This is a genomic window from Kribbella sp. NPDC056861, assembly GCF_040687575.1.
In the GTDB taxonomy this organism is placed as follows: domain Bacteria; phylum Actinomycetota; class Actinomycetes; order Propionibacteriales; family Kribbellaceae; genus Kribbella.
Map to the genome: position 1 here is coordinate 1 of NZ_JBFBNQ010000012.1, position 21,450 is coordinate 21,450.

The 21,450-nt window shown below is 68.5% G+C and carries 20 protein-coding genes and 1 pseudogene; 10 read left to right on the forward strand and 11 right to left on the reverse strand.

The features are described from left to right. Positions 1-97 (reverse strand): annotated as a pseudogene (locus AB0P21_RS40285) (immune inhibitor A domain-containing protein); the annotation flags it as partial. A 113-nt stretch (positions 98-210) separates the two neighbouring features. Between AB0P21_RS40285 and AB0P21_RS40290 the strand changes: the two are divergent. The 4 genes from AB0P21_RS40290 to AB0P21_RS40305 all read left to right on the forward strand — a co-directional run bounded on the left by AB0P21_RS40290 (position 211) and on the right by AB0P21_RS40305 (position 4,676). Beyond that, positions 211-2,445: an RICIN domain-containing protein gene (locus tag AB0P21_RS40290; RefSeq protein ID WP_363704662.1), complete on the forward strand. Its 2,235-nt coding sequence runs from the start codon at positions 211-213 to the stop codon at positions 2,443-2,445. A gap of 135 nt (positions 2,446-2,580) precedes the next feature. Next, positions 2,581-2,883: a pyrophosphatase gene (locus AB0P21_RS40295; protein WP_363704664.1), complete on the forward strand. Its 303-nt coding sequence runs from the start codon at positions 2,581-2,583 to the stop codon at positions 2,881-2,883. Between the two features lie 131 nt (positions 2,884-3,014). Beyond that, the gene (locus AB0P21_RS40300; protein WP_363704666.1) at positions 3,015-3,152 is read left to right on the forward strand and encodes a hypothetical protein; all 138 of its coding nucleotides are present in this window, start codon (positions 3,015-3,017) and stop codon (positions 3,150-3,152) included. Positions 3,153-3,224: 72 nt separating this feature from the next. Then, on the forward strand, positions 3,225-4,676 hold the full coding sequence (locus AB0P21_RS40305) for an HEXXH motif-containing putative peptide modification protein (protein WP_363704668.1): 1,452 nt from the start codon (positions 3,225-3,227) through the stop codon (positions 4,674-4,676). Here AB0P21_RS40305 and AB0P21_RS40310 read toward each other — a convergent pair. Genes AB0P21_RS40310 through AB0P21_RS40320 form a run of 3 tightly spaced genes read right to left on the reverse strand, consistent with a single transcriptional unit; the run spans position 4,673 to position 7,516 of the window. Then, positions 4,673-6,223 carry a DUF6297 family protein gene (locus AB0P21_RS40310; protein WP_363704669.1) on the reverse strand — a complete coding sequence of 517 codons (1,551 nt, stop codon included), beginning with the start codon at positions 6,221-6,223 and terminating at the stop codon, positions 4,673-4,675. The genes AB0P21_RS40305 and AB0P21_RS40310 overlap by 4 nt on opposite strands. A 7-nt stretch (positions 6,224-6,230) precedes the next feature. Then, on the reverse strand, positions 6,231-6,872 hold the full coding sequence (locus AB0P21_RS40315) for an ABC transporter ATP-binding protein (protein WP_363704671.1): 642 nt from the start codon (positions 6,870-6,872) through the stop codon (positions 6,231-6,233). Continuing rightward, positions 6,869-7,516 carry a class I SAM-dependent methyltransferase gene (locus AB0P21_RS40320; protein ID WP_363704673.1) on the reverse strand — a complete coding sequence of 216 codons (648 nt, stop codon included), beginning with the start codon at positions 7,514-7,516 and terminating at the stop codon, positions 6,869-6,871. Before AB0P21_RS40320 ends, AB0P21_RS40315 begins: the two co-directional genes overlap by 4 nt. Before the next feature lie 95 nt (positions 7,517-7,611). Here AB0P21_RS40320 and AB0P21_RS40325 point away from each other — a divergent pair, with 95 nt between their 5' ends. The 3 genes from AB0P21_RS40325 to AB0P21_RS40335 all read left to right on the forward strand — a co-directional run bounded on the left by AB0P21_RS40325 (position 7,612) and on the right by AB0P21_RS40335 (position 10,120). Next, on the forward strand, positions 7,612-8,592 hold the full coding sequence (locus AB0P21_RS40325; protein WP_363704675.1) for a carbohydrate kinase family protein: 981 nt from the start codon (positions 7,612-7,614) through the stop codon (positions 8,590-8,592). A gap of 82 nt (positions 8,593-8,674) precedes the next feature. Continuing rightward, entirely contained in the window at positions 8,675-9,538 is an 864-nt protein-coding gene (locus AB0P21_RS40330) for an aldo/keto reductase (protein WP_363704677.1), read from the forward strand. 6 nt (positions 9,539-9,544) lie between these two features. Beyond that, the gene (locus AB0P21_RS40335; RefSeq protein ID WP_363704679.1) at positions 9,545-10,120 is read left to right on the forward strand and encodes a TetR/AcrR family transcriptional regulator; all 576 of its coding nucleotides are present in this window, start codon (positions 9,545-9,547) and stop codon (positions 10,118-10,120) included. Here AB0P21_RS40335 and AB0P21_RS40340 read toward each other — a convergent pair. Next, positions 10,117-12,642 (reverse strand): polynucleotide kinase-phosphatase, encoded by a 2,526-nt coding sequence (locus AB0P21_RS40340; protein WP_363704680.1) that lies wholly within the window; start codon positions 12,640-12,642, stop codon positions 10,117-10,119. The genes AB0P21_RS40335 and AB0P21_RS40340 overlap by 4 nt on opposite strands. Then, a complete protein-coding gene (locus AB0P21_RS40345; protein ID WP_363704682.1) occupies positions 12,639-14,054 on the reverse strand; it encodes a 3' terminal RNA ribose 2'-O-methyltransferase Hen1 in 1,416 nt (471 codons plus the stop codon). The genes AB0P21_RS40340 and AB0P21_RS40345 overlap by 4 nt, the downstream gene beginning before the upstream one ends. Positions 14,055-14,362: 308 nt before the next feature. Here AB0P21_RS40345 and AB0P21_RS40350 point away from each other — a divergent pair, with 308 nt between their 5' ends. Further along, positions 14,363-14,683 carry a hypothetical protein gene (locus tag AB0P21_RS40350; RefSeq protein WP_363704684.1) on the forward strand — a complete coding sequence of 107 codons (321 nt, stop codon included), beginning with the start codon at positions 14,363-14,365 and terminating at the stop codon, positions 14,681-14,683. A 12-nt stretch (positions 14,684-14,695) separates the two neighbouring features. Here the strand turns inward: AB0P21_RS40350 and folE are convergent, their stop codons facing one another. Continuing rightward, entirely contained in the window at positions 14,696-15,313 is a 618-nt protein-coding gene (gene folE / locus AB0P21_RS40355) for a GTP cyclohydrolase I FolE (protein ID WP_363704686.1), read from the reverse strand. 82 nt (positions 15,314-15,395) lie between these two features. Here folE and AB0P21_RS40360 point away from each other — a divergent pair, with 82 nt between their 5' ends. Then, positions 15,396-16,061: a helix-turn-helix domain-containing protein gene (locus AB0P21_RS40360; RefSeq protein ID WP_363704688.1), complete on the forward strand. Its 666-nt coding sequence runs from the start codon at positions 15,396-15,398 to the stop codon at positions 16,059-16,061. A 9-nt stretch (positions 16,062-16,070) separates the two neighbouring features. Beyond that, positions 16,071-16,562, forward strand: coding sequence for a Cys-tRNA(Pro) deacylase (ybaK, locus tag AB0P21_RS40365; RefSeq protein WP_363704690.1), 492 nt, complete (start codon positions 16,071-16,073; stop codon positions 16,560-16,562). Between the two features lie 3 nt (positions 16,563-16,565). Here the strand turns inward: ybaK and AB0P21_RS40370 are convergent, their stop codons facing one another. The 4 genes from AB0P21_RS40370 to AB0P21_RS40385 all read right to left on the reverse strand — a co-directional run bounded on the left by AB0P21_RS40370 (position 16,566) and on the right by AB0P21_RS40385 (position 21,409). Beyond that, positions 16,566-17,687 (reverse strand): epoxide hydrolase family protein, encoded by a 1,122-nt coding sequence (locus AB0P21_RS40370; protein ID WP_363704692.1) that lies wholly within the window; start codon positions 17,685-17,687, stop codon positions 16,566-16,568. Between the two features lie 73 nt (positions 17,688-17,760). Beyond that, positions 17,761-19,674: a glycoside hydrolase family 32 protein gene (locus tag AB0P21_RS40375; RefSeq protein ID WP_363704694.1), complete on the reverse strand. Its 1,914-nt coding sequence runs from the start codon at positions 19,672-19,674 to the stop codon at positions 17,761-17,763. Next, entirely contained in the window at positions 19,671-20,474 is an 804-nt protein-coding gene (locus AB0P21_RS40380; protein WP_363704696.1) for an ATP-binding cassette domain-containing protein, read from the reverse strand. The genes AB0P21_RS40375 and AB0P21_RS40380 overlap by 4 nt, the downstream gene beginning before the upstream one ends. Beyond that, positions 20,471-21,409: an ABC transporter permease gene (locus AB0P21_RS40385; RefSeq protein WP_363704698.1), complete on the reverse strand. Its 939-nt coding sequence runs from the start codon at positions 21,407-21,409 to the stop codon at positions 20,471-20,473. The genes AB0P21_RS40380 and AB0P21_RS40385 overlap by 4 nt, the downstream gene beginning before the upstream one ends. Positions 21,410-21,450 lie beyond the last annotated feature (41 nt).

Sequence of the window (21,450 nt, forward strand, 5' to 3'; positions counted from 1 at the left end):
CATTGTAGGGCACCTTGACCCAGTCCGAGACCTGCCCGTCGACGCTGTACCGGCCGGACGACTGCTTCTCGTAGTACGTCTTCACCGAGTCGCTCCGAAACTCTTCAGGACTTCCTCTGACTCTTGAATTAAGTAGGGAAGTTAGCTTTCCTTAGGGAGCGCAGCTTTGAATGCGCATTCCCGCCCCCGAAAAACTGCACAGGAGAGTCGATGACTCCAGGAGACGCCCCACTCCGCCCGCCACCGCGATCACGCCGCTTCGTGGCGATCGCCGCCGCCCTGGTGGCCGCGGTGGTCGCGACAGGTCTGACCGTTGCCTCCTCGTCCGATGCCAGCGCCGCCATCTCGCCGACCGGGTGGAACACGGTGGTCAGCAAGAACAGCGGGAAGTGCGTCGATGCCCGCGGCGCCGCGACCGCGAACGGCACCGCCGTCCAGCAGCAGGCCTGCAACAGCGGTAACGCCCAGCAGTGGCAGTTCCAGCCGACCACCAACGGCTACGTCCGGGTCAATGCGCTCAACAACGCGGCCCAGGCACTCGACGTCACGAATGTCTCCACCGCCGACAGCGCCCCGATCCAGCTGTGGTCCTACAGCAGCGGGCTCAACCAGCAGTGGCAGCCGATCGAGGAAGCCGACGGCGCGTACCGCCTGGTCAACCGCAACAGCGGCAAGTGCCTCGACGTACCGGCCGCCTCGACCGCTGACGGCGTTCAACTGCAGCAGTACACCTGCAACGGAACCGCTGCCCAATCCTTCAGGATCAACCCCGTGGACGGCACTCCCCCGACCGAGCCGCCGGCCGGTCAACCCGACTTCGGCCCGAACGTGTCGATCTTCGACCCGTCGATGTCGCAGAGCACGATCCAGAACAAGCTGAACTCGGTCTTCAGCCAGCAGGAGACCAACCAGTACGGCGAACAGCGGTTCGCGCTGCTGTTCAAGCCCGGTACCTACAACGTCAACGCCAATGTCGGCTTCTTCACCCAGGTCGCCGGTCTCGGCCTGACGCCGAGCAGCGTGACGATCAACGGCGCCGTGCACGTCGAGGCCGACTGGTTCCCGCCGCAGAATGCGACCCACAACTTCTGGCGCGGCGCCGAGGGCCTGACCGTCAACCCGACGGGCGGGCTGGACCGCTGGGCCGTCAGCCAGGCATCGGCGTACCGGCGGATGCACCTCAAGGGCAACCTCGCCCTGGACGACGGCGGCTGGGCCAGCGGTGGCTTCATGGCCGACACCCTCGTCGACGGTCAGGTCCGGTCGGGCAGCCAACAGCAGTGGCTGTCCCGCAACACCAACTGGGGCAGCTGGACCGGCCAGAACTGGAACCACGTCTTCGTCGGCGCCCAGAACGCGCCGGCCGGCGGCTTCCCCGATCCCGGCTACACCAAGGTCGCGCAGACCCCGATCATCCGGGAGAAGCCCTACCTGTACATCGATGCTGCCGGCAACTACAAGGTCTTCGTCCCGGCTCTGCGCGCCAACACGGCCGGACCGAGCTGGACAGGCGGCAACCCGGCCGGCGAGTCGCTGCCGATCGACCAGTTCTACATCGCCAAGCCGGGCGTCACCGCTGCGACGATCAACGCGCAGCTTGCCGCCGGCAAGAACCTGCTGTTCACGCCGGGCGTCTTCAAGCTCAGTGACTCGATCCGGATCACCCGGCCGAACACGGTCGTGCTGGGCCTCGGCCTGGCGACGCTGATGCCGACCAACGGCACCACGTCGATCTCGGTCGCCGATGTCGACGGCGTGAAGATCGCCGGCCTGCTGATCGACGCCGCGCCCACCAACTCGGCACTGCTGATGGAGCTCGGCCCGACGGGTTCGTCGGCCAACCACTCGGCCAACCCGACCTCGCTGCACGACATCTACTACCGGATCGGCGGCTCGGCCGTCGGCAAGGCGACCGAGACGTTGCGGATCAACAGCAACAACGTGATCCTCGACCACGCGTGGCTGTGGCGTGGCGACCACCGTGACGGGGTCGGCTGGAACGTGAACACCGCGGCCACCGGACTGGTTGTCAACGGCAACGACGTTACGGCGTACGGGTTGTTCGTCGAGCACTACCAGAAGTACCAGACGATCTGGAACGGCAACGGCGGCCGGACCTACTTCTACCAGAACGAGATGCCGTACGACCCGCCGAACCAGGCGGCCTGGATGAACGGCTCGACCCGCGGCTACGCGGCGTACAAGGTCGCCGACTCGGTCACCACGCACGAGGCCTGGGGGCTCGGCAGCTACTGCGTCTTCACCTCGGACGCGAGCATCGTGGCCGAGCGGGCGTTCGAGGTGCCGAACAAGCCCGGCGTCAAGTTCCACAACATGATCACCGTGTCCCTCGGTGGCCGCGGGACGATCAACCGGGTGATCAACAACGTCGGTGGCACGGCCAACTCGGCCAACAACGAAGGCACCTGGAACGAGTATCCGTAGAACCTTCTGAGTAGTACCTCCTGAACGGGGCTCCGGCCGGCATCTGCCCGTCGGCCGGGCCCTTCCACCCAGCGCCCTGCAACCGTCAGGGGCTGCAGGGCGTTGGGTGTCGGTAGGGGGTGATTGGGTGACCCGGTGGAGATCACTGAGCTGTCGGACCGGATAGAGAAGCTGTCGGCCCGCTACGGGGAACACCTAGGGATCGAGCGGGACGGGGACTGGTTCCTGCTCAAGCTGCAGGAGGAGGTCGGTGAGTTGACCCAGGCCTACCTGCAGGTGACCGGCCGGGCCCGGACGAAGGGGCGGACGGCCGAGGAGATCCGGGACGGGTTCCAGCTGGAGTTCGCGGACGTGTTCTGTCAGTTGCTGCTGCTTGCGCGGCACTTCGACGTCGACGTGCCGCGGGAGATCGAGCGCAAGTGGCTGTCGCACGAGTGAGCGCCCATACCCCTTCCACAGCAGGGGAAACCTCGACGGCCGGTTGAGGACAGCGCGTTGAACGGCGGTGAGGCGCGGCCTAGCGTCGCGGTCAGACGGAGACTCCGTCACACCGCCGAAGGGAGACGCAGATGCCAACCACGTTGGTCGAAGCGCCGATCGAACTGTTGACGACGAGCGACTACGAGCGCCCGTCCGTCACGTCGGACGAGCAGGGCGAGCGCAACTGGTACCCGCCCTACAACGGCCCGTCCGGGCGTCCTGAGTAGTTCACTCAGGTGTCGCGCGGCGCTCTGAGCGGTGCCGCGCGGCACACCCGCCCACCAGCAGACAGGACCACCATGACCGTACTGCGTACCGACGTGATCGACTCGGTGGACCGAGCCCTGTCGCGACACCAGGACTTCGCCGCCCCGGAAGCCATCGACGAGCGCAACCTCGCCCGGCTCCGGCTCGGCCTCAGCACCCTCGCCCGCCTCAACCCGGCAGTGGCAGCGACCGAGCTCGTCGGCCAGGACGACCAAACCCTGGCCCTGTTCCTCCGCGATCCCGTACTACGCAACGCCTTCGAGGCCGACCTGGCCGCAGCAGTCACCCGCTCGACCACCACCGGTACTGCGCTGGCCGACGTCCTGCCGCTGACCCACCTGTCCACCGGTCGCGGCCCGGCCGAGGAGCTCGCGAGTCACGGCGCCAAAGCCTGGCCCGGCCTCGGCCCCGCCTTCGTCTGGCAGGACTTCGACCGTGAGTCCGGCCCGGTCGGCCGCCGCATGGACGCCCTGATCCACGGCATCTTCCCCGAGCCCAGCGCGGAGGCGCCGATCGAGGCCGCTCCCGCACATCTGGCCGGCCTACGACAGGGCGCCAGCCTGCTGGCCGAGCTGCTGCCAGGCGTCGGACCGAACGTCCTGCATCACATCGGCGCGGTCGGCCTGGCCCGCAACGAGACCGCTGAGGGCCCGCTGCTCTCGATGTCGGGTGGTGACGGGCTGCCGTCGACGATCTTCCTCGGCCCCGACTGGCTTCGCGACCCGTGGGACACGGCCGGCCTGATCCTGCACGAAGGCCTGCACCTCACGCTCTTCGAGGTGATCCGCTGCGGCACCATGCTGACCGGCGATGCCGTCGGCGTCTCCGAGCTGCCCATCCCCTGGCGTCGACTGCGGTGGTCGTCGGCACGCGCACTGTTCGCCCTGCACGTCTATGTGCACATGGCGCTCTTCGAAGCCGCAGTAGCCGGCGCGGACGACAGGCTGCGCCTCAAGTACGGCGAACCGCCCGCGAACGCCGCCACCTCGCCGCACACGCCAGGCACCGATACGGCGTACGACACTCCCCTGGCTCGGGCCAGCTACCTCGCGGAGCAGTTGGAGCGGCTCAACCCGCAGCTGCTCACGCCGTACGGGCTGCAGTTCGTCGGCTGGCTCGGCGGGATCCTGGAGGAGCTGGCACCTGGTATCCGCGACAACTGGTCACCGCGACGCCCCGCAGGTGAGCCCAACGCAGAGGCCAAGCCCCTACCTGACGGCACCTTCCGCCTGACTCCCGCCGAGTCCATCCCTCTCCCCGGCCAGCGCCGCCTCGCTCTGTCGACTACAGAGCCCCCTGGCGTCGGCTGGCTCAACGTCCAGCTCTGGACCATCTACGCGCTCTGCGACGGCCAGGACGTCGCTGGTGTCCAGCGCCGATACGCCGAAGCGCTCTCCGGCACGCCAGGCGCCGCCTATGCCCAGCGCGACGCCGCCGACGGCCTCCGGCAACTGCTGCAGCGAGGTCTGATCACCGTGACCTAGTTCTGCTTGGCGGGGACGGCGAAGAGGATCAGGCAGATGATCGCCGGGATGGTCACGACCCAGATGTCACCCAGCCCCAGCAGGACCGGCGCGAGGCAGAGCAGCAGGAGATCGAAGCCGCGGATCGGGGTCGAGAACAGTCCCGGTGGGATGGCGCCCATCGGCGACGCGACCAGCGGTCCGCTGTACGTCGGCGGCCGGGCTGATGCTTGCCGGACAGCGCCCGTGAGCATCCCTGCCGCGACGGCGAACGCCACTGCCGGGCTGCCGAGCGCAGGCCCGGCCAGGGTTGCCCACAAGGCAGCAAACCCACCCGGTACTACGGACATGATCACTCGCAGCTCGCGGAGATCCATGCCCAGTGCTCGGACGAGTCCGGTCGAGCGGCAGACCGATCGCAGGCCGTCCATCAGCGGGCGTACTGCGCCGAACCCGGCCAGGCCTGCGGCGATGGGCACCAATACGTCGTACCCGGTGCCGGCGACGGCGTAGGGGACTACGAGTAGGGCGAAGGCGATCACCAGGCGGCGGGGCCAGCGCAGTACTCGGAGGAACTCGCGGTGGATCATGGCGACGCCGGTGGAGCCGCGGCCTCGGCGGGAGTTCAGGCGGCCTTTGAGGCGCCAGTGGCGGCCTGCTACTACGTCGGCGAGCAGGCTGACGTCGAGGGTGATTGCGGCGCCTGCCAGGCCTGCCAGGAGGTCGCCGCCGGCGATGGCGGTTTGGCGGCTGAGTTTGCCGAGGGTGCGGCTGGTGAGGGCTACGAACACAACAGCCAACAGAAGCCCCAAGGCCCCAACCACCAGCAGCCGTAGGTTGGCGGCGAGGAAGCCTGGCTCCTGCACGTCACTGATGGAGAGGATGCCTAAAGTCTCGGTGGTTGTGCCTGCCTCGGGCTGCTGGCGGAAGGCCAGGAGCAGGGCGGGGATGGCTGCGAGGACCAGCAGTCCGTCGGCTACTCGCAGAGCCCAGCGGGAGCGCTCTGCCGTCTGCTGCGCCCAGACCGTGGCACAGGTCGTAAACAGCAGCAGGACCGTAGTGAGCACAGCGGCCTCGCCGACGGTCGACCAGGTAGCGCCGAAGAGCGCCCAGCCGATCACCGCCGCCATCGCTCCGACCAGAGCCGCAACGACCACCACCAGCCGGTACGACGGCCGCAGCAGCGAGGCGCGATCCACTGGTGTCGCCAGCAGCCAGAAGCCGGTCGCCCGTGAGGCGGAGACCGGGCCGATGCTCAGCAGCACTCGGAGCATCGTGGAGACGAGCAGCGGCACCAGGATGTAGGGCACCGTGTCGAGCAGCCAGGAGCAGGAGCCCGACGTACAGGCTGCTGACCTGTCGTTGAGGTTCAGCAGCACGTTGCCGCCGGTCGCGCCGAGCATGGCGACCGAGAAGACGATCAGGTAGATGTCCTCGAACTGCTGCGCGAGGGTGCGGTCCGCCTTGCCCCGCCGGACCTTGCGCATCCACTTCCGCAGCACCCGGGACGCCGGGATCGCGCCGAAGTCGCGCGGGTCGAAGACGACCGGGCCGTCGGTGGCACTCATCGGGCGCTCATGGCAGCGGGGTGAGAGCGACGGTCTCGTCGGCGACGGCGTCCACCAGCGCCGCGTCGTGACTGGCGAACAGGATCGAGGTGCCGGACTTCTTCTCCGCGATCAGCATCTCGGCGAGCCAGGCGACACCCGCGGAGTCGAGCCGCGCCTCGGGCTCGTCGAGCACCAGCAGCTTGCGCGGCCGGACCAGCGCGGTCGCCAGCGCGAGCCGCCGCCGCTGACCTGACGACAGCGACCCCGGGAGCTGGTCGGCGGCGTTGAGCAGTCCGACGTCGTCGAGAATCGTGTCGACCAGGTCCTCCGGCTCCGCGTTGCCGTGCGCGCGGGCCAGCAGGTCGAGATGCTCGGCCGCGGTCAGGTCCGGGAAGAAGTCGAGGTCGTCGAGCAGCGAGGCGACATCACGGCGTACCGTCTCGACCCGCTCGTCGATCGGTACGCCGTCCAGCAGGATCTCCCCGGCGGCCGGCTCGGCCGAGCCCACGATGCACTTGAGCACGGTCGTCTTGCCGGCCCCGTTGGGGCCGACCAGGGCGATCGCCCGGCCGGCCCGCAGGGTGAAGGTGAGGTCCTCGATCACCGGGCGTTCGGCGTACAGGTGCCGAAGACCTTTGACCGCCAGCCGGGGAGCTGCCTTGGTCACCGCTTCCGGACCAGGGTGAGCCCGTCGCCGATCCCGAGGATCACCACGTCGACGCGGTCGTCCGCGGCGACATGGGCGTTGAACTCCTTGCGGTCGACCGGGTCGTCCTCGCCCTCCTGCTCGCCGACCACCCGGCCACCGGCCAGGGTGTTGTCGAACAGCAGCAGGCCGTTCGGCCGCAGCTTCGGCACCAGCTGCTCGAAGTAGTCGATGTAGCCCGGCTTCTCGGCGTCCACGAAGGCCAGGTCGAACTCGCCCTCGAGCTTCGCCGCCGACTCGTGCGCGTCGCCGATCCGCAGGTCGATCTTCTCCGCGACCCCGGCCCGCTCCCAGTACCGACGGCCGATCGAGGTCCACTCGTCGCTCACGTCGAGGCAGATCAGCTCGCCGTCGGCCGGCAGGCCGCGGGAGATCGCCAGCGCCGAGAAGCCGGTGAAGGTGCCGATCTCGACCGCGCGCCGGGCTCCCACCAGCCGGGTCAGCGTGGTCAGCAGCGCCGCCTGGTCGGCGGTGGTGAGCATCTCCGAGACGCCGCCCAGGGCCTGCGTCTCGGTGACCAGTTCGCTCGCGATCTCGTCCAACGGCATTCCGTGCGCGACCATGTACTCGTGCAGTTCATCGGTGACCAGAACCTGACTACCCATCGAAACCCGCCAATCCGAACGTCGCCAATGTCTCGCCTGTAGTCTCTACGGGTTGTCCAACCGCCTGACACCGACCCCTCCGAGGAGCCCTCTCCATGCGCATCGCCGTTGCCGGATCGATCGCGACCGACATCCTGATGACGTTCCCCGGACGGTTCAAGGACCAGTTCCTCGAAGAGCAGATGCACAAGGTCTCGCTGTCGTTCCTGGTCGACGAGCTGGTGGTCCACCGCGGTGGCGTCGCCGCCAACATCTGCTACGGGATGGCGCAGCTCGGCCAGTCGTCGCTGCTGGTCGGCTCGGTCGGCGCGGACTTCACCGAGTACGGCGAGGCGCTGGCCGCCGCCGGGGTCGACATCGACCACGTCCGGATCTGCCAGGACGTGCACACCGCCCGCTTCACCTGTACGACGGACCTCGACGCCAACCAGATCGCCTCGTTCTACACCGGCGCGATGGCGCAGTCCCGGGAGATCGACCTCGGCGCGATCCACGCGGCCACCGATGGCATCGACCTGGTACTGATCGGCGCGGACGACCCGGACGCAATGCTGCGGCACACCGCGCTCGCCAAGGCGAACGGCATCGACGTCGCGGCCGACCCGTCGCAGCAGCTGGCCCGGATGGACGGCGAGCAGATCCGCGAGCTGATCGACGGCGCGCAGTACCTGTTCAGCAACGAGTACGAGTCCGGCCTGATGGTCCAGAAGACCGGCTGGAGCCACGACGAGATCCTGTCCCGGGTCGGTGTCCGGGTCACCACACACGGCGGTGACGGCGTGGTGATCGAGAACGCCGACGGCATTCTGGCGAAGATCCCGGCCGTCCCGACTCCCGGCCTGGTCGACCCGACCGGCGGCGGCGACGCCTTCCGGGCCGGCTACCTGACCGGTCGCGCGGCCGGGCTCGAGCACGAAGCCGCCGCACAGATCGGCTGCACCCTGGCCACCACCGTCCTGGAGACGGTCGGCACCCAGGAGTACACGCTCGACCGCCCGGCCTTCCTGCAGCGACTGGCCTCGGCGTACGGCGACGAGGCCGCCGCCACCGCGGCGAGCACGCTCAAGCTCGGCTGACTTTTCTCCCAGTTGCCCTTGTGCGTTCGGCCACACTCGCTAAAGTGAACTGTACGTTCAGTTCACTTAGGAGAGATGCATCATGACCGAAGCAGTCGCAGCGGCATCCGGCGAGTTCACGATCGGCGGCGACCTGACCGTTCGCCGGCTCGGATACGGCACCATGCAGCTCCCTGGCCCCGGCGTCTGGGGCGAGTCCCGCGATCCGAAGGAAGCCGTCCGGGTGCTGCGGCGCGCGATCGAACTCGGCGTCAACTTCATCGACACCGCCGACGCGTACGGCCCGTTCACCGCGGACCTGCTGCTCAAGGAAGCCCTCCACCCGTACGCCGACGACCTGGTGATCGCCACCAAGGCCGGCTTCACCCGCCAGGGCCCCGGCGCCTGGTCCCCGGTCGGCCGCCCGGCGTACCTGCGCCAGGCCGTCGAGCTCAGCCTGCGGCACCTCGGGCTCGAGCGGATCGACCTGCTGCAGCTGCACCGGATCGACCCGGAGGTCCCGGTCGCCGACCAGCTCGGCGAGCTCGCCGCCCTGCAGTCCGAGGGCAAGATCCGGCACATCGGCCTGTCCCAGGTCAGCGTCGACGAGCTCAAGGAGGCCGCCAAGACCGCCACCATCGTCTCGGTGCAGAACCTCTACAACCTCAGCCAGCGCGACGACGAGGACGTCCTGGAGTACGCCGAGCAGAACGAGCTCGCGTTCGTCCCGTGGTTCCCGCTCGCCACCGGTGAGCTCGCCAAGGCCGGTGGCCCGCTCGACGCGATCGCCAAGGAGCACGACGCGAGCCCGTCGCAGCTCGCGCTGGCCTGGCTGCTCAAGCGCTCGCCGAACATCCTGCCGATCCCCGGCACCTCCTCGGTCGGCCACCTGGACGACAACGTCGCGGCGGCCAGGCTCGAACTGACCGACGAGGAGTTCCAGGCGCTGACCGACGCGATCAAATGACCGACGATGCTTGAGCAGTCGTCGCATCCGCGGAGCCTGAAGGCCAAGGACTCAGTGCTGTGCGCAACCAAGGAGCTGCTGGCCGAAGGTGGTTTGCCGGCGGCAACCGTCGATGCGGTCAGCGCCCGGTCCGGGGTGAGCAAGGCAACGATCTACAAGCACTGGCCGTGCCGGACCGCGATCGCCGCCGAGGCGTTCGGCAAGCAGATGGCGGCCGCGATTCCCCTTCCTGACCAGGGGAACGCGGTCGCCGACCTGACCGAGCAGGTCCGCCGGGTCTCGGCGTTCTATGCGGGACCGCACGGCAAGGTCTTCGCTCAGCTGCTTGCTGCCTGCGTCACCGATCCGGCCGCTTCGCCGTACTTCCGGGAGTACTTCCTGGACGCACGGCGAGCCGCGATCGCCGAGCTGTGGCAACGCGCGCTCGATCGGGGCGAGGTCGATCCGGAGGTCAGCGCGGAGACTGCGACGGACCTGCTGTTCGGTCCGCTGATCTTCCGGCTGATGACCGGCCACGCGCCGCTCACCGCGGAGGAGGCCGACAAGATCTCGTCGGCCTGCCTCCGCGGGTTGCTGGTCTAGAGTCGCGGGTCGACGGGTTCCGACTCCAGGGCCAAGACGGCGAAGACGCACTCGTGGATGCGCCAGAGCGGTTCGCCGCGAGCGGCTCGCTCCAGCGCTTCCAGGCCGACGGCGTACTCGCGCAGCGCCAGCGACCGCTTGTGGCCGACCTTGCGATCACGGAGCCGGGTGAAGTTCTCCGGCTCCGTGTAGTCGGGGCCGTAGATGATCCGCAGATACTCCTGCCCGCGGACCTTCAGCCCCGGCTGCGCGAGGCCCTTCGCGGTTCGGACCAGGTTGGCTGCCGGCTTCACGACCATGCCCTCACCACCGGCCTCGGTCAGCCCCTCCCACCAGGCGATGCCCTCGTCCCAACTCGACAGGTCGACAAAGAGCCGTCGGGTCGGCGTGACCAGTGAGGGGCCTGCGGCAACCATTCGGTCGGCCAGCGCGAGGTGCCAGGCGTGCGGCTTCTCGGCGTACGTCGCACCTTCCGAAGCCAGCAGCTGAAAGGGTGCGACCCGCACACCCTCCAAGCCTTCGGTCGGCCAGCAGTAGCGTCGATAGGCCTCGCTGAACAGCTCCGCGTTCGCAGTACGGCGCTGGGTCCGGCCGAGCAGCTCCCCCACGTCGAGCCCTGCCGCCGCAGCGGATTCCAGCGCAGCAGTTGCAGCAGGCAACGAAGATCGAGCCGCCGCGCCGACCGCGGCGTACTGGTTGCGGAGCAGCTCGCCGGCCTTCGCGCTCCACGGCAGCAGCTCGGCGTCGAGCAGCAGCCAGGAGGTGTCCAGCTCGTCGAACAGCCCGGCCTCTTCGGCGACGGATCGCAACTGCAGTAGCAGCTCGTCCGTCAACGCCGCATCGAAGAACGAGCGCCCGGTACGGGTGTGCACGGCACCTCGTCCAGCGAGCCCGAACCGCTTCTCCGCGACGTCGTCATCCCGGGTCAGCAGTACGACGGCGCGCGAGCCCATGTGCTTCTCCTCGCACACCAGCTCGGTGACGCCCATGCCCTTGTACGTCTCGAACGCCTGCGCCGGGTGCTCCAGCAGCCCTGGGATCGGCGAGGTCGCGACCGGGCTCATGGTTGGCGGCAGGTAGAGCAGGAACCGCGGATCGATCGCGAACCGGCTCATCACCTCCAGCGCGGCGCCGGCCTGCTCGGCCCGGACGCTGATCCGGCCGTGCGTCTCGGTCTCGATCACCCGCCGGCCGACCACGTCGGTGATGTCGAGGACATCCGGCTCACGCTCGGGCGCGGCCGGAACGTGCAGCGGCTTCGCGGGCTTGTAGTACTGCTCGGCAGCGGCGACCTGCACCAACTCGCGCTCGGGGTACCGCAGCGCGGTCAGTGAACCGCCGAACACGCAGCCGGTGTCGAGGCAGATCGTGTTGTTGATCCACTCCGGCTCCGGAGTCGGCGTGTGGCCGTAGACGACCATCGCGCGACCGCGGTACTCGTTGGCCCACGGGTAGCGGATCGGCAGGCCGAACTCGTCGGTCTCGCCGGTGGTTTCGCCGTACAGGCAGAACGAGCGGACCCGACCCGAGGTACGCCCGTGCATCCGCTCGACCAGGCCGGCGTGCGAGACGACCAGCTTGCCGTCGTCGAAGACGTAGTGCGAGATCAGCCCGTCGATGAACGTCGCCGCCTCGGCCCGGAACTCCTCGGACTCCTCGGCGAGCTGCTCCAGCGACTCCGCGAGACCGTGGTTGATCCGCACCTTCTTGCCGCGCATCGAGCGGAGCAGCTTGTCCTCGTGATTGCCGGTCACGCAATATCCGTGGCCGGCGGCAACCATTCCCATCACCAGCCGCAGCACGCCGGGCGTGTCCGGGCCGCGGTCGACCAGGTCGCCGACGAAGATCGCCCGGCGGGACGGGTGCTGAGCGTCGATCGCACGGCCCTGGTCGTCGCGAGTGATGGTGTAGTCGAGCGTGGTGAGCAGCTGCTCCAGCTCGGCCCGGCAGCCGTGGATGTCGCCGACGATGTCGAACGGGCCGGTCTGGTCGGTCAGGTCGTTGAAGAGTCTGGTCCGCTCGATGCTGACGGCATCGATCTCCTCGACCGTCGACAGCACGTGAACGGTCCGGAACCCTTCGCGTTTCAGGCTTTTCAGCCCACGCCGGAGCTGCGACCGCTGCCGGACCACGACCTGCTTGCCGAACTGCCGGTCAGGACGCTGCTCCTTCCGTGCCACGCAGACCTGCTCCGGCGGATCCAGGACGATTGCCACCGGCAACACGTCGTACTCGCGGGCGAGCGCGACCAGCTCCTTGCGCGCCTCCGGCTGGACACTGGTCGCGTCGATGACGGTCAGCTTGCCGGCGGCGAGCCGCTTGGCCGCGATGAAGTTGAGCACCGCGAACGCGTCCTTGGTGGCGGCCTGGTCGTTCTCGTCGTCGGAGACGAGGCCGCGGCAGGTGTCGCTGGAGATCACCTCGGTACCGCGGAAGTGCTTGCGGGCAAAGGTCGACTTGCCCGAGCCGCTCGCGCCGACCAGCACGACGAGGCTGAGCGTCGGTACGCCGATGGTCGTCATGAGCTGGTCTCCTTCCGGGTGAACAGGGCGAGTTGGGTGGGTGGTCCGACGTCGGGATCGTCGGGCCCGACTGCGCGGAACTCGACGCCGTAGCCGTACGCCGTACAGACACTCGCGGCCCAGTCGCGAAACTCCTGGCGCGTCCACTCGAACCGGTGATCCGGGTGCCGGAACTCCCCCGCGGTCAGCTTCTCGAACCGCACGTTGTACTCCGAGTTGGGCGTAGTCACCACCACCGCTCCCGGCCGCGCTGCTCCGAAGACGGCCTGGCCCAGCGCAGGCAGGCGCGGCGGGTCAACGTGCTCGATAACCTCCATCAGCACGGCGGCGTCCAGGCCAGTCAGGCGCGCGTCGGCGTAGGTGACCGACGACTGGAACAGCTTCAGCCGGTCGCGCTGCCGGTCGGACATGTCGGCGACGTGGAGCCGCTTCTCGGCGTACCCGAGAGCCCTCGAAGACACGTCGGTTGCCACCACCTGGTCGTAGCGACCGTCCTTCAGCAACTCGGCGACCAGCACGCCTTCACCACAGCCGAGATCGCCGACCCGTTGCCCGCCGATCTCTCGAAGCACCTCCAGCACTTTCTCTCGCCGCTGCACCGCCAGAGAAGGTGGTAGGTCATCGCCAACCTCAAGAGCCGGCTCCTCCTCGATGACATCGCCGTCGGCTTCGGTCAAACGCTCCAACGCGGTGTCGGTGAGATTGCGGCGGTGCGCCAGATACCGGCGGGAGATCAGCTCCTTGTCCGGGTGCGCCGCCAGCCAGCCGTCGCCGGCGCGGAGGAGCTTCTCGATCTCGTCGTCGCCGACCCAGTAGTGCTTGGTGTCGTCCAGGACCGGCAGGAGCACGTAGAGGTGGTTGAGCGCGTCAGCCAGACGGAGCGTCCCGCTCAAACGGAGATCGACGTACCGCGAGTCGCCCCACGCCGGGATCTCCGGGTCGAGCGGGATCGGGCGGGCGTCAACCGTCCAGCCGAGTGGGCCGAAGAAGCGCTCCGCGAGAGCGACGCCGCCTCGGCACGGCAGGGCAGGGACGTGCAGTTCCAGCGGGATCGCGGTGGCGGCGAGCTCGGGACGGGCGTCGCAGCGGCCGTTCATCGCAGTACGGAACAGTTTGCCGAGCGCGACCGCGAGCAGGCTGGAGGCGGCGTACGGGCGGTCGTTCACGTACTGCCCGAGGGTGAACCCCTCCGCCGCTCGCCCCTTGCTGGAGCGCACCAGCGCGATCGGGTCGACCTCGAGCAGCACCGCCGCCGTGCAGCGTTCGGCCGTCGCCTCCGGGTAGATCACATGCGCTGTGCCACCCGCGACCTCCAGCGACTGGGGTCGGGCCGGATTCTTGTGCAGCAGGAATCCGAGATCGGTGGCGGGGCTTTCCGGAGCGTCGGAGCGCGTGGCGATGGTCAGGAACACGTCCGTATTCGATCACGCCCGGCGTCCTTCCGGCGCTCCATTTGCCGGCCGGAGAGATCGAAGAATGAGACACGCCCAATGACCTCTGGCGCCTGCGCCCAGTTGGTTCTACCTTGATTTGCAGTGTACGAATCGCTACAGACCGTCCTTCCCCGCTGACGTTCCGTGCCGGTCCCCGGTCTGTGGCGAATGCCCTGAACCACGCCGACATCCGGGGAAAGGACCATGGCTACTCCCTCAGGCCATCCCAGCAAACCAGTCAGCAACAGCCCGCGGACCAGCACCGCAAGGACCGAAGAGGTCCGGCGGTGAAACCCCAGACCTTCGAACTCGTCCGGTACGCCGATGTCTCCGGTGTCTCCGGCACCGGCACGGTCGCCGAAGGATGCGTCTTCACCGACGGATCAGTGGCGCTGCGCTGGCACGGCCAGAACCCGTCCACCGCGGTCTGGCCGGACCTCGACTCCATCCTCGCCGTGCACGGCCACTGCGGCTCGACCGTGGTCCGCTGGCTCGACGTCTCCGAGATGGAGACCGTCCCCGGCACCGACCTGTTGCCGGGCGAGGTCGCGCACATCCTGGCGACCGGCCGGCACACCCACCACCCACCGGCCGTGGCCACCGCCTGACCGGTAGGGGCTTCAGGTCGCCGAGATCCCGGTGAGGCTGAAGAACTCCTGGCGCGAGCCGGGACTCTCGCGGAGCATGCCGTGCAGCGCCGAGGTGACCGTCTTCGAGCCGATCGCCCGGACGCCGCGCAACGACATGCACTGGTGCTCGGCCTCGATCACCACGCCCACGCCCTTCGGCGCGAGGTGGTCCTGCAGCCAGTCGGCGACCTGCTTGGTCAGCCGCTCCTGCACCTGCAGGTCGCGCGCGAACAGCTCCACCACGCGGGCCAGCTTGGACAGCCCGAGGATCCGCTCACCCGGCAGGTAGCCGACGTGCGCGACGCCGTGGAACGGCAGCATGTGGTGCTCGCACAGCGACTGGACCGGGATGTTCCGGGCCAGCACCAGCTCGTCGTACCCCTCGTCGTTGGGGAACGTGGTCAGCTCGAACTCCCGCGGCGTCAGCATCTCGGCGTACGCGTGCGCCACCCGCTTCGGCGTGTCCGCCAGGTGCGCGCTGCGCGGGTCCCGCCCGAGCGCCACCAGCAGGTCGGCCACCGCCCGCTCGGCCGCCGCTAGGTCGATCTCCGGCCGTCCGCCGACCACATGTAACGCCACCGGCTCGAGTTCCGTTCGGATCGTCGTCATCCAGCGCCCCCCACTTCGAGAAAGTTGACCATCAAAGTAACTCTACTATTTCGCCAATCGAGGTTGTCGATAGAATCATTGCGTGGACACCGAGGCGAGCATCCAAGCGGTAGCCGCCCTCGACGAACCCACTCGGCGACGCCTCTACGACCACGTCGTCGCCGAGCCCTCGCCGGTCAGCCGCGAACAGGCCGCCGAGGTCGTCGGCATCCCCCGCACCACCGCCGCCTTCCACCTCGACCGGCTCGTCGGCGAGGGCCTGCTCGCGGTCGTCTTCGAACGTCGTACCGGCCGGACCGGGCCAGGCGCCGGCCGTCCGGCCAAGCTCTACCGACGCTCGGACCACGACATCGGGGTATCTCTCCCCGAGCGCCAGTACGACGTCGCCGGCCACCTGCTCGCAGCTGCTCTGGAGGACGCCGAAGCCTCGGGCGGCTCACCCCGCCGCGCGCTGGCGCACCGAGCCCACGAGTACGGCGAATCCGTCGCCCGCGACCACCCCGGTACGCCGCTCGCTGAGGTGCTGCAGGCGCACGGGTTCGAGCCACGAAGTACCGGCGCGGCTTTCGACCTCGCCAACTGCCCGTTCAAGGCGCTGGCCAAGACCCACCCCGCGCTCGTCTGCAGCATGACGCTGCAGCTTCTCGGCGGTTTGCTCGACGGGCTGGGCGACACCGGGCTGCAGGCCGTCCTCGAGCCTCAACCCGCCCACTGCTGCGTGCGCCTGACGCTGTTGCCTTCGTCGTAGGGTTCAGGCGTGGCGAAGAGCAAGCAGAGTGGGCAGGGCACCCCGGCGACGGTCGCGTTGACGAAGGCTGGCGTGACGTTCACGACCCACGCCTACGAGCACGATCCGGCGGCCAAGTCGTACGGGCTGGAAGCCGCGGAGGCGCTCGGACTCCAGCCTGAGCAGGTCTTCAAGACCCTGCTCGTCGAGGTGGACGGCAAGTTGTCGGTCGGTGTCGTGCCGGTCGACAAGCAACTGGATCTGAAGGCAGTCGCCGCCGCGCTGAACGGCAAGAAGGCGACCATGGCCGACCCCGCCGCGGCCGAGCGCAGCACTGGCTACGTCGTCGGCGGCATCAGCCCGATCGGCCAGAAGCGCCTACTCCCCACAGTCGTTGACGAGACGGCGGCCGGCCACGAGACCGTCTACGTCTCGGGCGGCCGCCGTGGCCTGGACCTGGGCCTCGCCCCCGCCGACCTGATCGAGATCACCGCGGCCCGGACTGCCGCCATCGCCCGCTGAGCGCTAGCGGAGGTTGCGGAAGAAGGCGATCAGGTCGTCGGCCAGCAGTTCGGGCTCTTCCCAGGCGGCGAAGTGGCCGCCGCGCGGCATCGCCGTGTAGCGGGTGACCTTGTAGGTGCGCGCTGCCCAGCTCCTCGGCGGCCGGACCAGGTCTTCGGGGAAGACCGCGATCGCGGTCGGCACGGTCACCGCGGTGACCTTCTCGCGCAGGCCGCGGTGGAATTCGTAGTACGGGCGGAACGAGGTCGAGATCGAGTTCGTGAACCAGTACAGCGAGGCCTGGGTCAGGATGAAGTCGTCGCTGAACCGGCTGCTGAGGTCGCCGTCGCAGTCGGTCCAGGCGCGGTACTTCTCCAGGAGCCAGGCCAGCAACCCAGCCGGGGAGTCCGACAGGCCGGCGCTCAAGGTGGCCGGACGGGTCATCTGCTCGTGCTCGTAGCCACCCTCCTCGGCGAACCACTCGGCTTCGGCGTCCAGGTAGGACTGCTCCTCCGGGGTCACCTCGTCCAGCTCGTACTTCGCCGGGTTCGCGACCGCGAGCACGTGGATCCCGACCACCGACTCGGGATACCGCTGCCCGAGCAGCGCGCTGACACCGGCGCCCAGGTCACCACCGTGCGCGCCGTACCGCTCGAAGCCCAGCTCGTCGTGCATCAGCCGGTGCCACAGCTCGTGCGTCTCGGTTGCCGGTGGCAACGATGGCCGCTGCGGAGAGAACGCGAACCCGGGCAGCGAAGGCACGATCACGGTGAACGAGTCCGCCGCCGCTCCCCCGTACTGCGAGGGCGTGGCGAGCCGCTGCGCCAACTCGGTCAGTTCCAGCACCGAGCTCGGCCAGCCGTGTGTCAGCACGATCGGCAACGCGCCGGGCTGCTCACCGTCGTACCGCAGGTAGTGCACCGGTACGCCGTCCAGGTCGGCGAAGTGCGAGGGCAACGCGTTCACGGACTTCTCGTGCTCGCGCCAGTCGAACCCGTCGGCCCAGTACTCCACCAGTCTGCGCAGTTCACCGCCGTCGGCGCCGGCCTCCCACCCGGCACCCGGCCAGCTCGTCCCCCACCGCGTCCGCCGCAGCCGCGACCGCAGGTCGTCCAGCTCGTCGTCAGGAACAGCAAGCACATCCACGCGAACGATCCTTCCCCAATTATCGCCCCGTCTGGCTGCCACCTTCCCCTAGTTTGATCAAACTTACTAGCCGTTAGCTCAGGTGAAGATTCTGGAAAACCCCGGTACCGCGGAAGACGTTGACGCCGAACTGACCAGCAGCCTGCTCGCTGTCGACGGCGTCGATCATCAGTGCCCCGTCGACCCAGACCTTGAGTGATGAGCCTGCCGCGGTGACCTTGAAGTGGTAGCTGCGGCCTCGCTCGATCGCCAGCGGCTTGGTGGCGATATCGCGTCCCGGGCGCCAGAGCTTGACCACGCCGGCCTCCGCGTCGAGGTTCGCCGTGTAGTGCCGACTCGCGTCCTTGTTCGCGCGGAAGGTGAGTGCAGCCGCCGTACCTGAAGTGAGCTTGACATCACCTTCCAGCGTGAAGTCGGCGCCACTCGCCTTGCTGAGATAGAAGGCGTCTCCGCCCGCCTGACCCTGCTTGCCACCGGCAACGTCTGTCCAGTTGCCGCTGGCCGGATACCACTGGCCGGGAATGTTGGTGACCAGCGTGGACTGTCCTGGCGTCTTCCAGATCGAGCCGAGCTCGTGCAGCTCGAGCGACTCGAGCTTGACCTTGCCGTCGACGAACAGCTCGATCCCGTCGCCACCCGGCAGGCTGTCGAAGTTGACGTTGTGGCTCTGGTAGACCTCACCGTCGTTGCCGAACACCTCGAGCTGACCGCGATCCACCAGCAGCCGGAGCTTCACCTTGCCGCGGTCGGGTTTCAGCGCAGTACCGTCGAGGGTTTGCGCGGTCGCGTCGTAGACCACCTCACGGTCGAACCAGCCGTCCGGGCTGGTATGCAGGCGGACCCCGAACTTCTTGGCCTGCCGTACGTCGACCGTCGCTTCCAGCTCGTAGGTGCCGGCCTTGACGCCGGCCAGCAACTTCTTCGCGCTCCGGCTGTCGAGCGTTTGATCGTGCCAGCTCTGGGTGCCGACCCTCGCTGTCGCGATCTCGGGGACCGGGGTGCTCACCACGCGCGGACCGTCGGGCGTTTGCTTCAGCCGCTGATCGACCGGGAAGGTCGCGTTTCCGGTCCAGACCGTGCCGTAGTTCTCGCCTTGCCAGGCCATCGAGACGACCCGGTCAGGGGTCGGCAGGTTGGCGAAGGTCAGCGCCGCGTAGTAGCTGCTCCCGGCGTACGTGGTGGTCTGGTTGATCTTCTGCGGGATCGGTGAGCCGGGATGGAAGGTGGTGCCGTCGAAGTCGCCGACGACGTACTCGCCGCTGCCGTCGCTCAGCACCCACTTGTAGCCGTTGCCGAGTCGCATCCGGACCATGTCCGGGCACTCGAACAGCCAGTCGGCCTGGTACCGCGAGCCGAAGGTCCAGTCGAGCAGGTTCGTGGACGTGTAGAAGTCGGCGCCGTTACCGCCCTGGTCGGACCAGACGACCATGCCCCAGTGCTTGGCGACGGGATCCCAGAACACCTTCGGATCGCGGCTGGTCTGTGCGTTCGGCTTCACCACCTTCTTGCCGTCGGCAAACGTCTTGAAGGTGTTGCCGCCGTCCAGGCTGTAGAAGACCTGGACGCCGTTGGTGCCGGAGTACACGACGATCGGGTCGTGGTCGCCGGCCTTCAGGCCGGTGACGTTACCGGTGTCGACCACGCCGCCGCCGGACCAGAGATCACCTGGATGGACGTCCGGATCCAAGGCGAGTGGCTTCTGCTGCCAGTGCACCAGGTCGGTGCTGGTGGCGTGGCCCCAGTGCATGGTGTCCCAGGCCAGGCCGTGCGGGTTGTGCTGGTAGTAGAGGTGATAGACGCCGCGGTAGTACAGCGGGGCGTTCACGTCGTTCATCCAGCCGCCGCGCGAGCTGAAATGGAACTGGCCCCGGTTGTCCTCCTGGTAGTTCGTCACGGGGTACGGAAAGTCCGGATACTCGACAGCTGTGGTGTCCTGCACGCCCAACACTCCCACCAAGGTCATGGCCATCACCAGTGATCTGATCATCGGTCCCGCTCCCCCACAAGGTTCGATGGCGCGCCCTCGTCGTCGGGCTGCAGCGCGCCGGTCATCAGGGAGACCACCTGGCTCATCGAGGCGTCGGCCGGGCTGACCACGGCGGCCCTTCGCCCGAGTCGGTGGACGTGGATGCGGTCGGCGAGCTCGAACACCTGTGGCATGTCGTGACTGATCAGCACCACCGGCAGGCCGCGGTCGCGGATCCGGCGGATCAGGTCGATGACGAGCCGGGACTCCTTGACGCCGAGGGCGGCGGTCGGTTCGTCCATGATGACCAGCCGGCTGCCGAACATGGCTGCTCTGGCGACCGCGACGGCTTGCCGCTGGCCGCCGGACAGGGTCTCCACGATCTGGCCGATGTGCTGAACGGTCTCGATGCCGAGGGCATCCAGTTGCTCCTGCGCCTGGCGGCGCATGGTCTTGCGGTCCAGCAGGCGCAGTACGGAACCTGCCGGCCCGTTTCTGCGGAGTTCGCGACCGAGGAAGAGGTTGGTCGCGATATCCATCGCCGGGGCCAGCGCGAGGGTTTGGTGGACCGTCTCGATCCCAGCCTGGCGTGCCTCCAGCGGCGAGTGGAACCTGGTCTCCTTGCCGTCGAGCAGGACGGTGCCGGCGTCCGGGATCAGGGCACCTGAGAGGGCTTTGATGAGGCTCGACTTGCCGGCGCCGTTGTCGCCGACCACGGCGAGCACCTCACCGGCGTACAGGTCGAAGTCGGCGCCGTCGATCGCGGTGACCCGGCCGTACCGTTTGACCAGGCCGCGGGCTTGCAGTGCGGGGGTGGTCATCGTGACCTCCGGCGGGCGAGCTGGTCGAAGGCGACCGCGGCGATCACGAGTACGCCGGTGGCGACGTCCTGGTAGAGGCTGTCGATGCCGGCCTGGGTGAGGCCGCTGCGCAGTACGGCGACGATCAGCGCGCCGACGACTGTGCCGAGCACGCTGCCGCGGCCGCCGAAGAGGCTGGTGCCGCCGATCACGACGGCGGTGATGCTGTCCAGGTTGCCGGTCTGGAAGGCGTTCGGGTCGGCGTTGGGGATCCGGCCGAGCGCTTGCCAGGCGGCGAACGCGTAGATCACGCCGGCGATCAGGTAGACGCTGAAGCGCGTCCGGCCGACATGGATACCGGTCAGCCGGGCGGCCTCCGGGTCGTTGCCGAGGGCATAGACATGTTTGCCCCAGGCGGTCTTGGTGAGCGCGTACCAGGTGATCGCGAACATCAGCACGGCCAGCGTCATCCCGTGCGTGACCTTCACCTGGCCGAACAGGTAGCCGCCCTGCCCGAGCAGCCCGAGCACGTCGTCGGTGACCGGGTAGGAGTTGCCCTCGGAGTACAGGCGGCCGAGGGCCAGCACGACGGTGAGCATGCCGAGCGTGACGATGAACGGCGGCAGGTTGAGCCACGTCACCAGCCCACCGGAGACCGCGCCGAGCACCGCGCAGACGAGGAACCCGGCCAGCAACGCGAGACCTGGCGAGGTCCCGCCGATCACCAGCCGGGCGAACAACATCGTGCCGAGCACCATGATCGCGGCGTTCGCCAGGTCGATGCCACCGGTCAGCACGATCAGGGTCTGGCCGAGCGCCAAGGTCGCGACCACCAGCGACTGCTGCACCACCAACGAGAGGTTGTCGACGGTGAGGAAGGTGCTGGTGGTGAGGCCGAAGACCAAGATGGCAACGATCAAGGCAGCCAACGGCCCGAGCGCTGGATTGTGCAGCATCGCATCACCCGCCCAACTCCCGCGCCCCGCGCCTCCGGCGC

Coding starts and splice junctions, on each gene's coding strand:
- AB0P21_RS40290 (WP_363704662.1), top strand. CDS start 211: ATGACTCCAGGAGACGCCCCACTCCGCCCGCCACCGCGATCACGCCGC.
- AB0P21_RS40300 (WP_363704666.1), top strand. CDS start 3,015: ATGCCAACCACGTTGGTCGAAGCGCCGATCGAACTGTTGACGACGAGC.
- AB0P21_RS40305 (WP_363704668.1), top strand. CDS start 3,225: ATGACCGTACTGCGTACCGACGTGATCGACTCGGTGGACCGAGCCCTG.
- AB0P21_RS40310 (WP_363704669.1), bottom strand. CDS start 6,223: ATGAGTGCCACCGACGGCCCGGTCGTCTTCGACCCGCGCGACTTCGGC.
- AB0P21_RS40320 (WP_363704673.1), bottom strand. CDS start 7,516: ATGGGTAGTCAGGTTCTGGTCACCGATGAACTGCACGAGTACATGGTC.
- AB0P21_RS40325 (WP_363704675.1), top strand. CDS start 7,612: ATGCGCATCGCCGTTGCCGGATCGATCGCGACCGACATCCTGATGACG.
- AB0P21_RS40330 (WP_363704677.1), top strand. CDS start 8,675: ATGACCGAAGCAGTCGCAGCGGCATCCGGCGAGTTCACGATCGGCGGC.
- AB0P21_RS40335 (WP_363704679.1), top strand. CDS start 9,545: ATGCTTGAGCAGTCGTCGCATCCGCGGAGCCTGAAGGCCAAGGACTCA.
- AB0P21_RS40340 (WP_363704680.1), bottom strand. CDS start 12,642: ATGACGACCATCGGCGTACCGACGCTCAGCCTCGTCGTGCTGGTCGGC.
- folE (WP_363704686.1), bottom strand. CDS start 15,313: ATGACGACGATCCGAACGGAACTCGAGCCGGTGGCGTTACATGTGGTC.
- AB0P21_RS40375 (WP_363704694.1), bottom strand. CDS start 19,674: ATGATCAGATCACTGGTGATGGCCATGACCTTGGTGGGAGTGTTGGGC.
- AB0P21_RS40380 (WP_363704696.1), bottom strand. CDS start 20,474: ATGACCACCCCCGCACTGCAAGCCCGCGGCCTGGTCAAACGGTACGGC.
- AB0P21_RS40385 (WP_363704698.1), bottom strand. CDS start 21,409: ATGCTGCACAATCCAGCGCTCGGGCCGTTGGCTGCCTTGATCGTTGCC.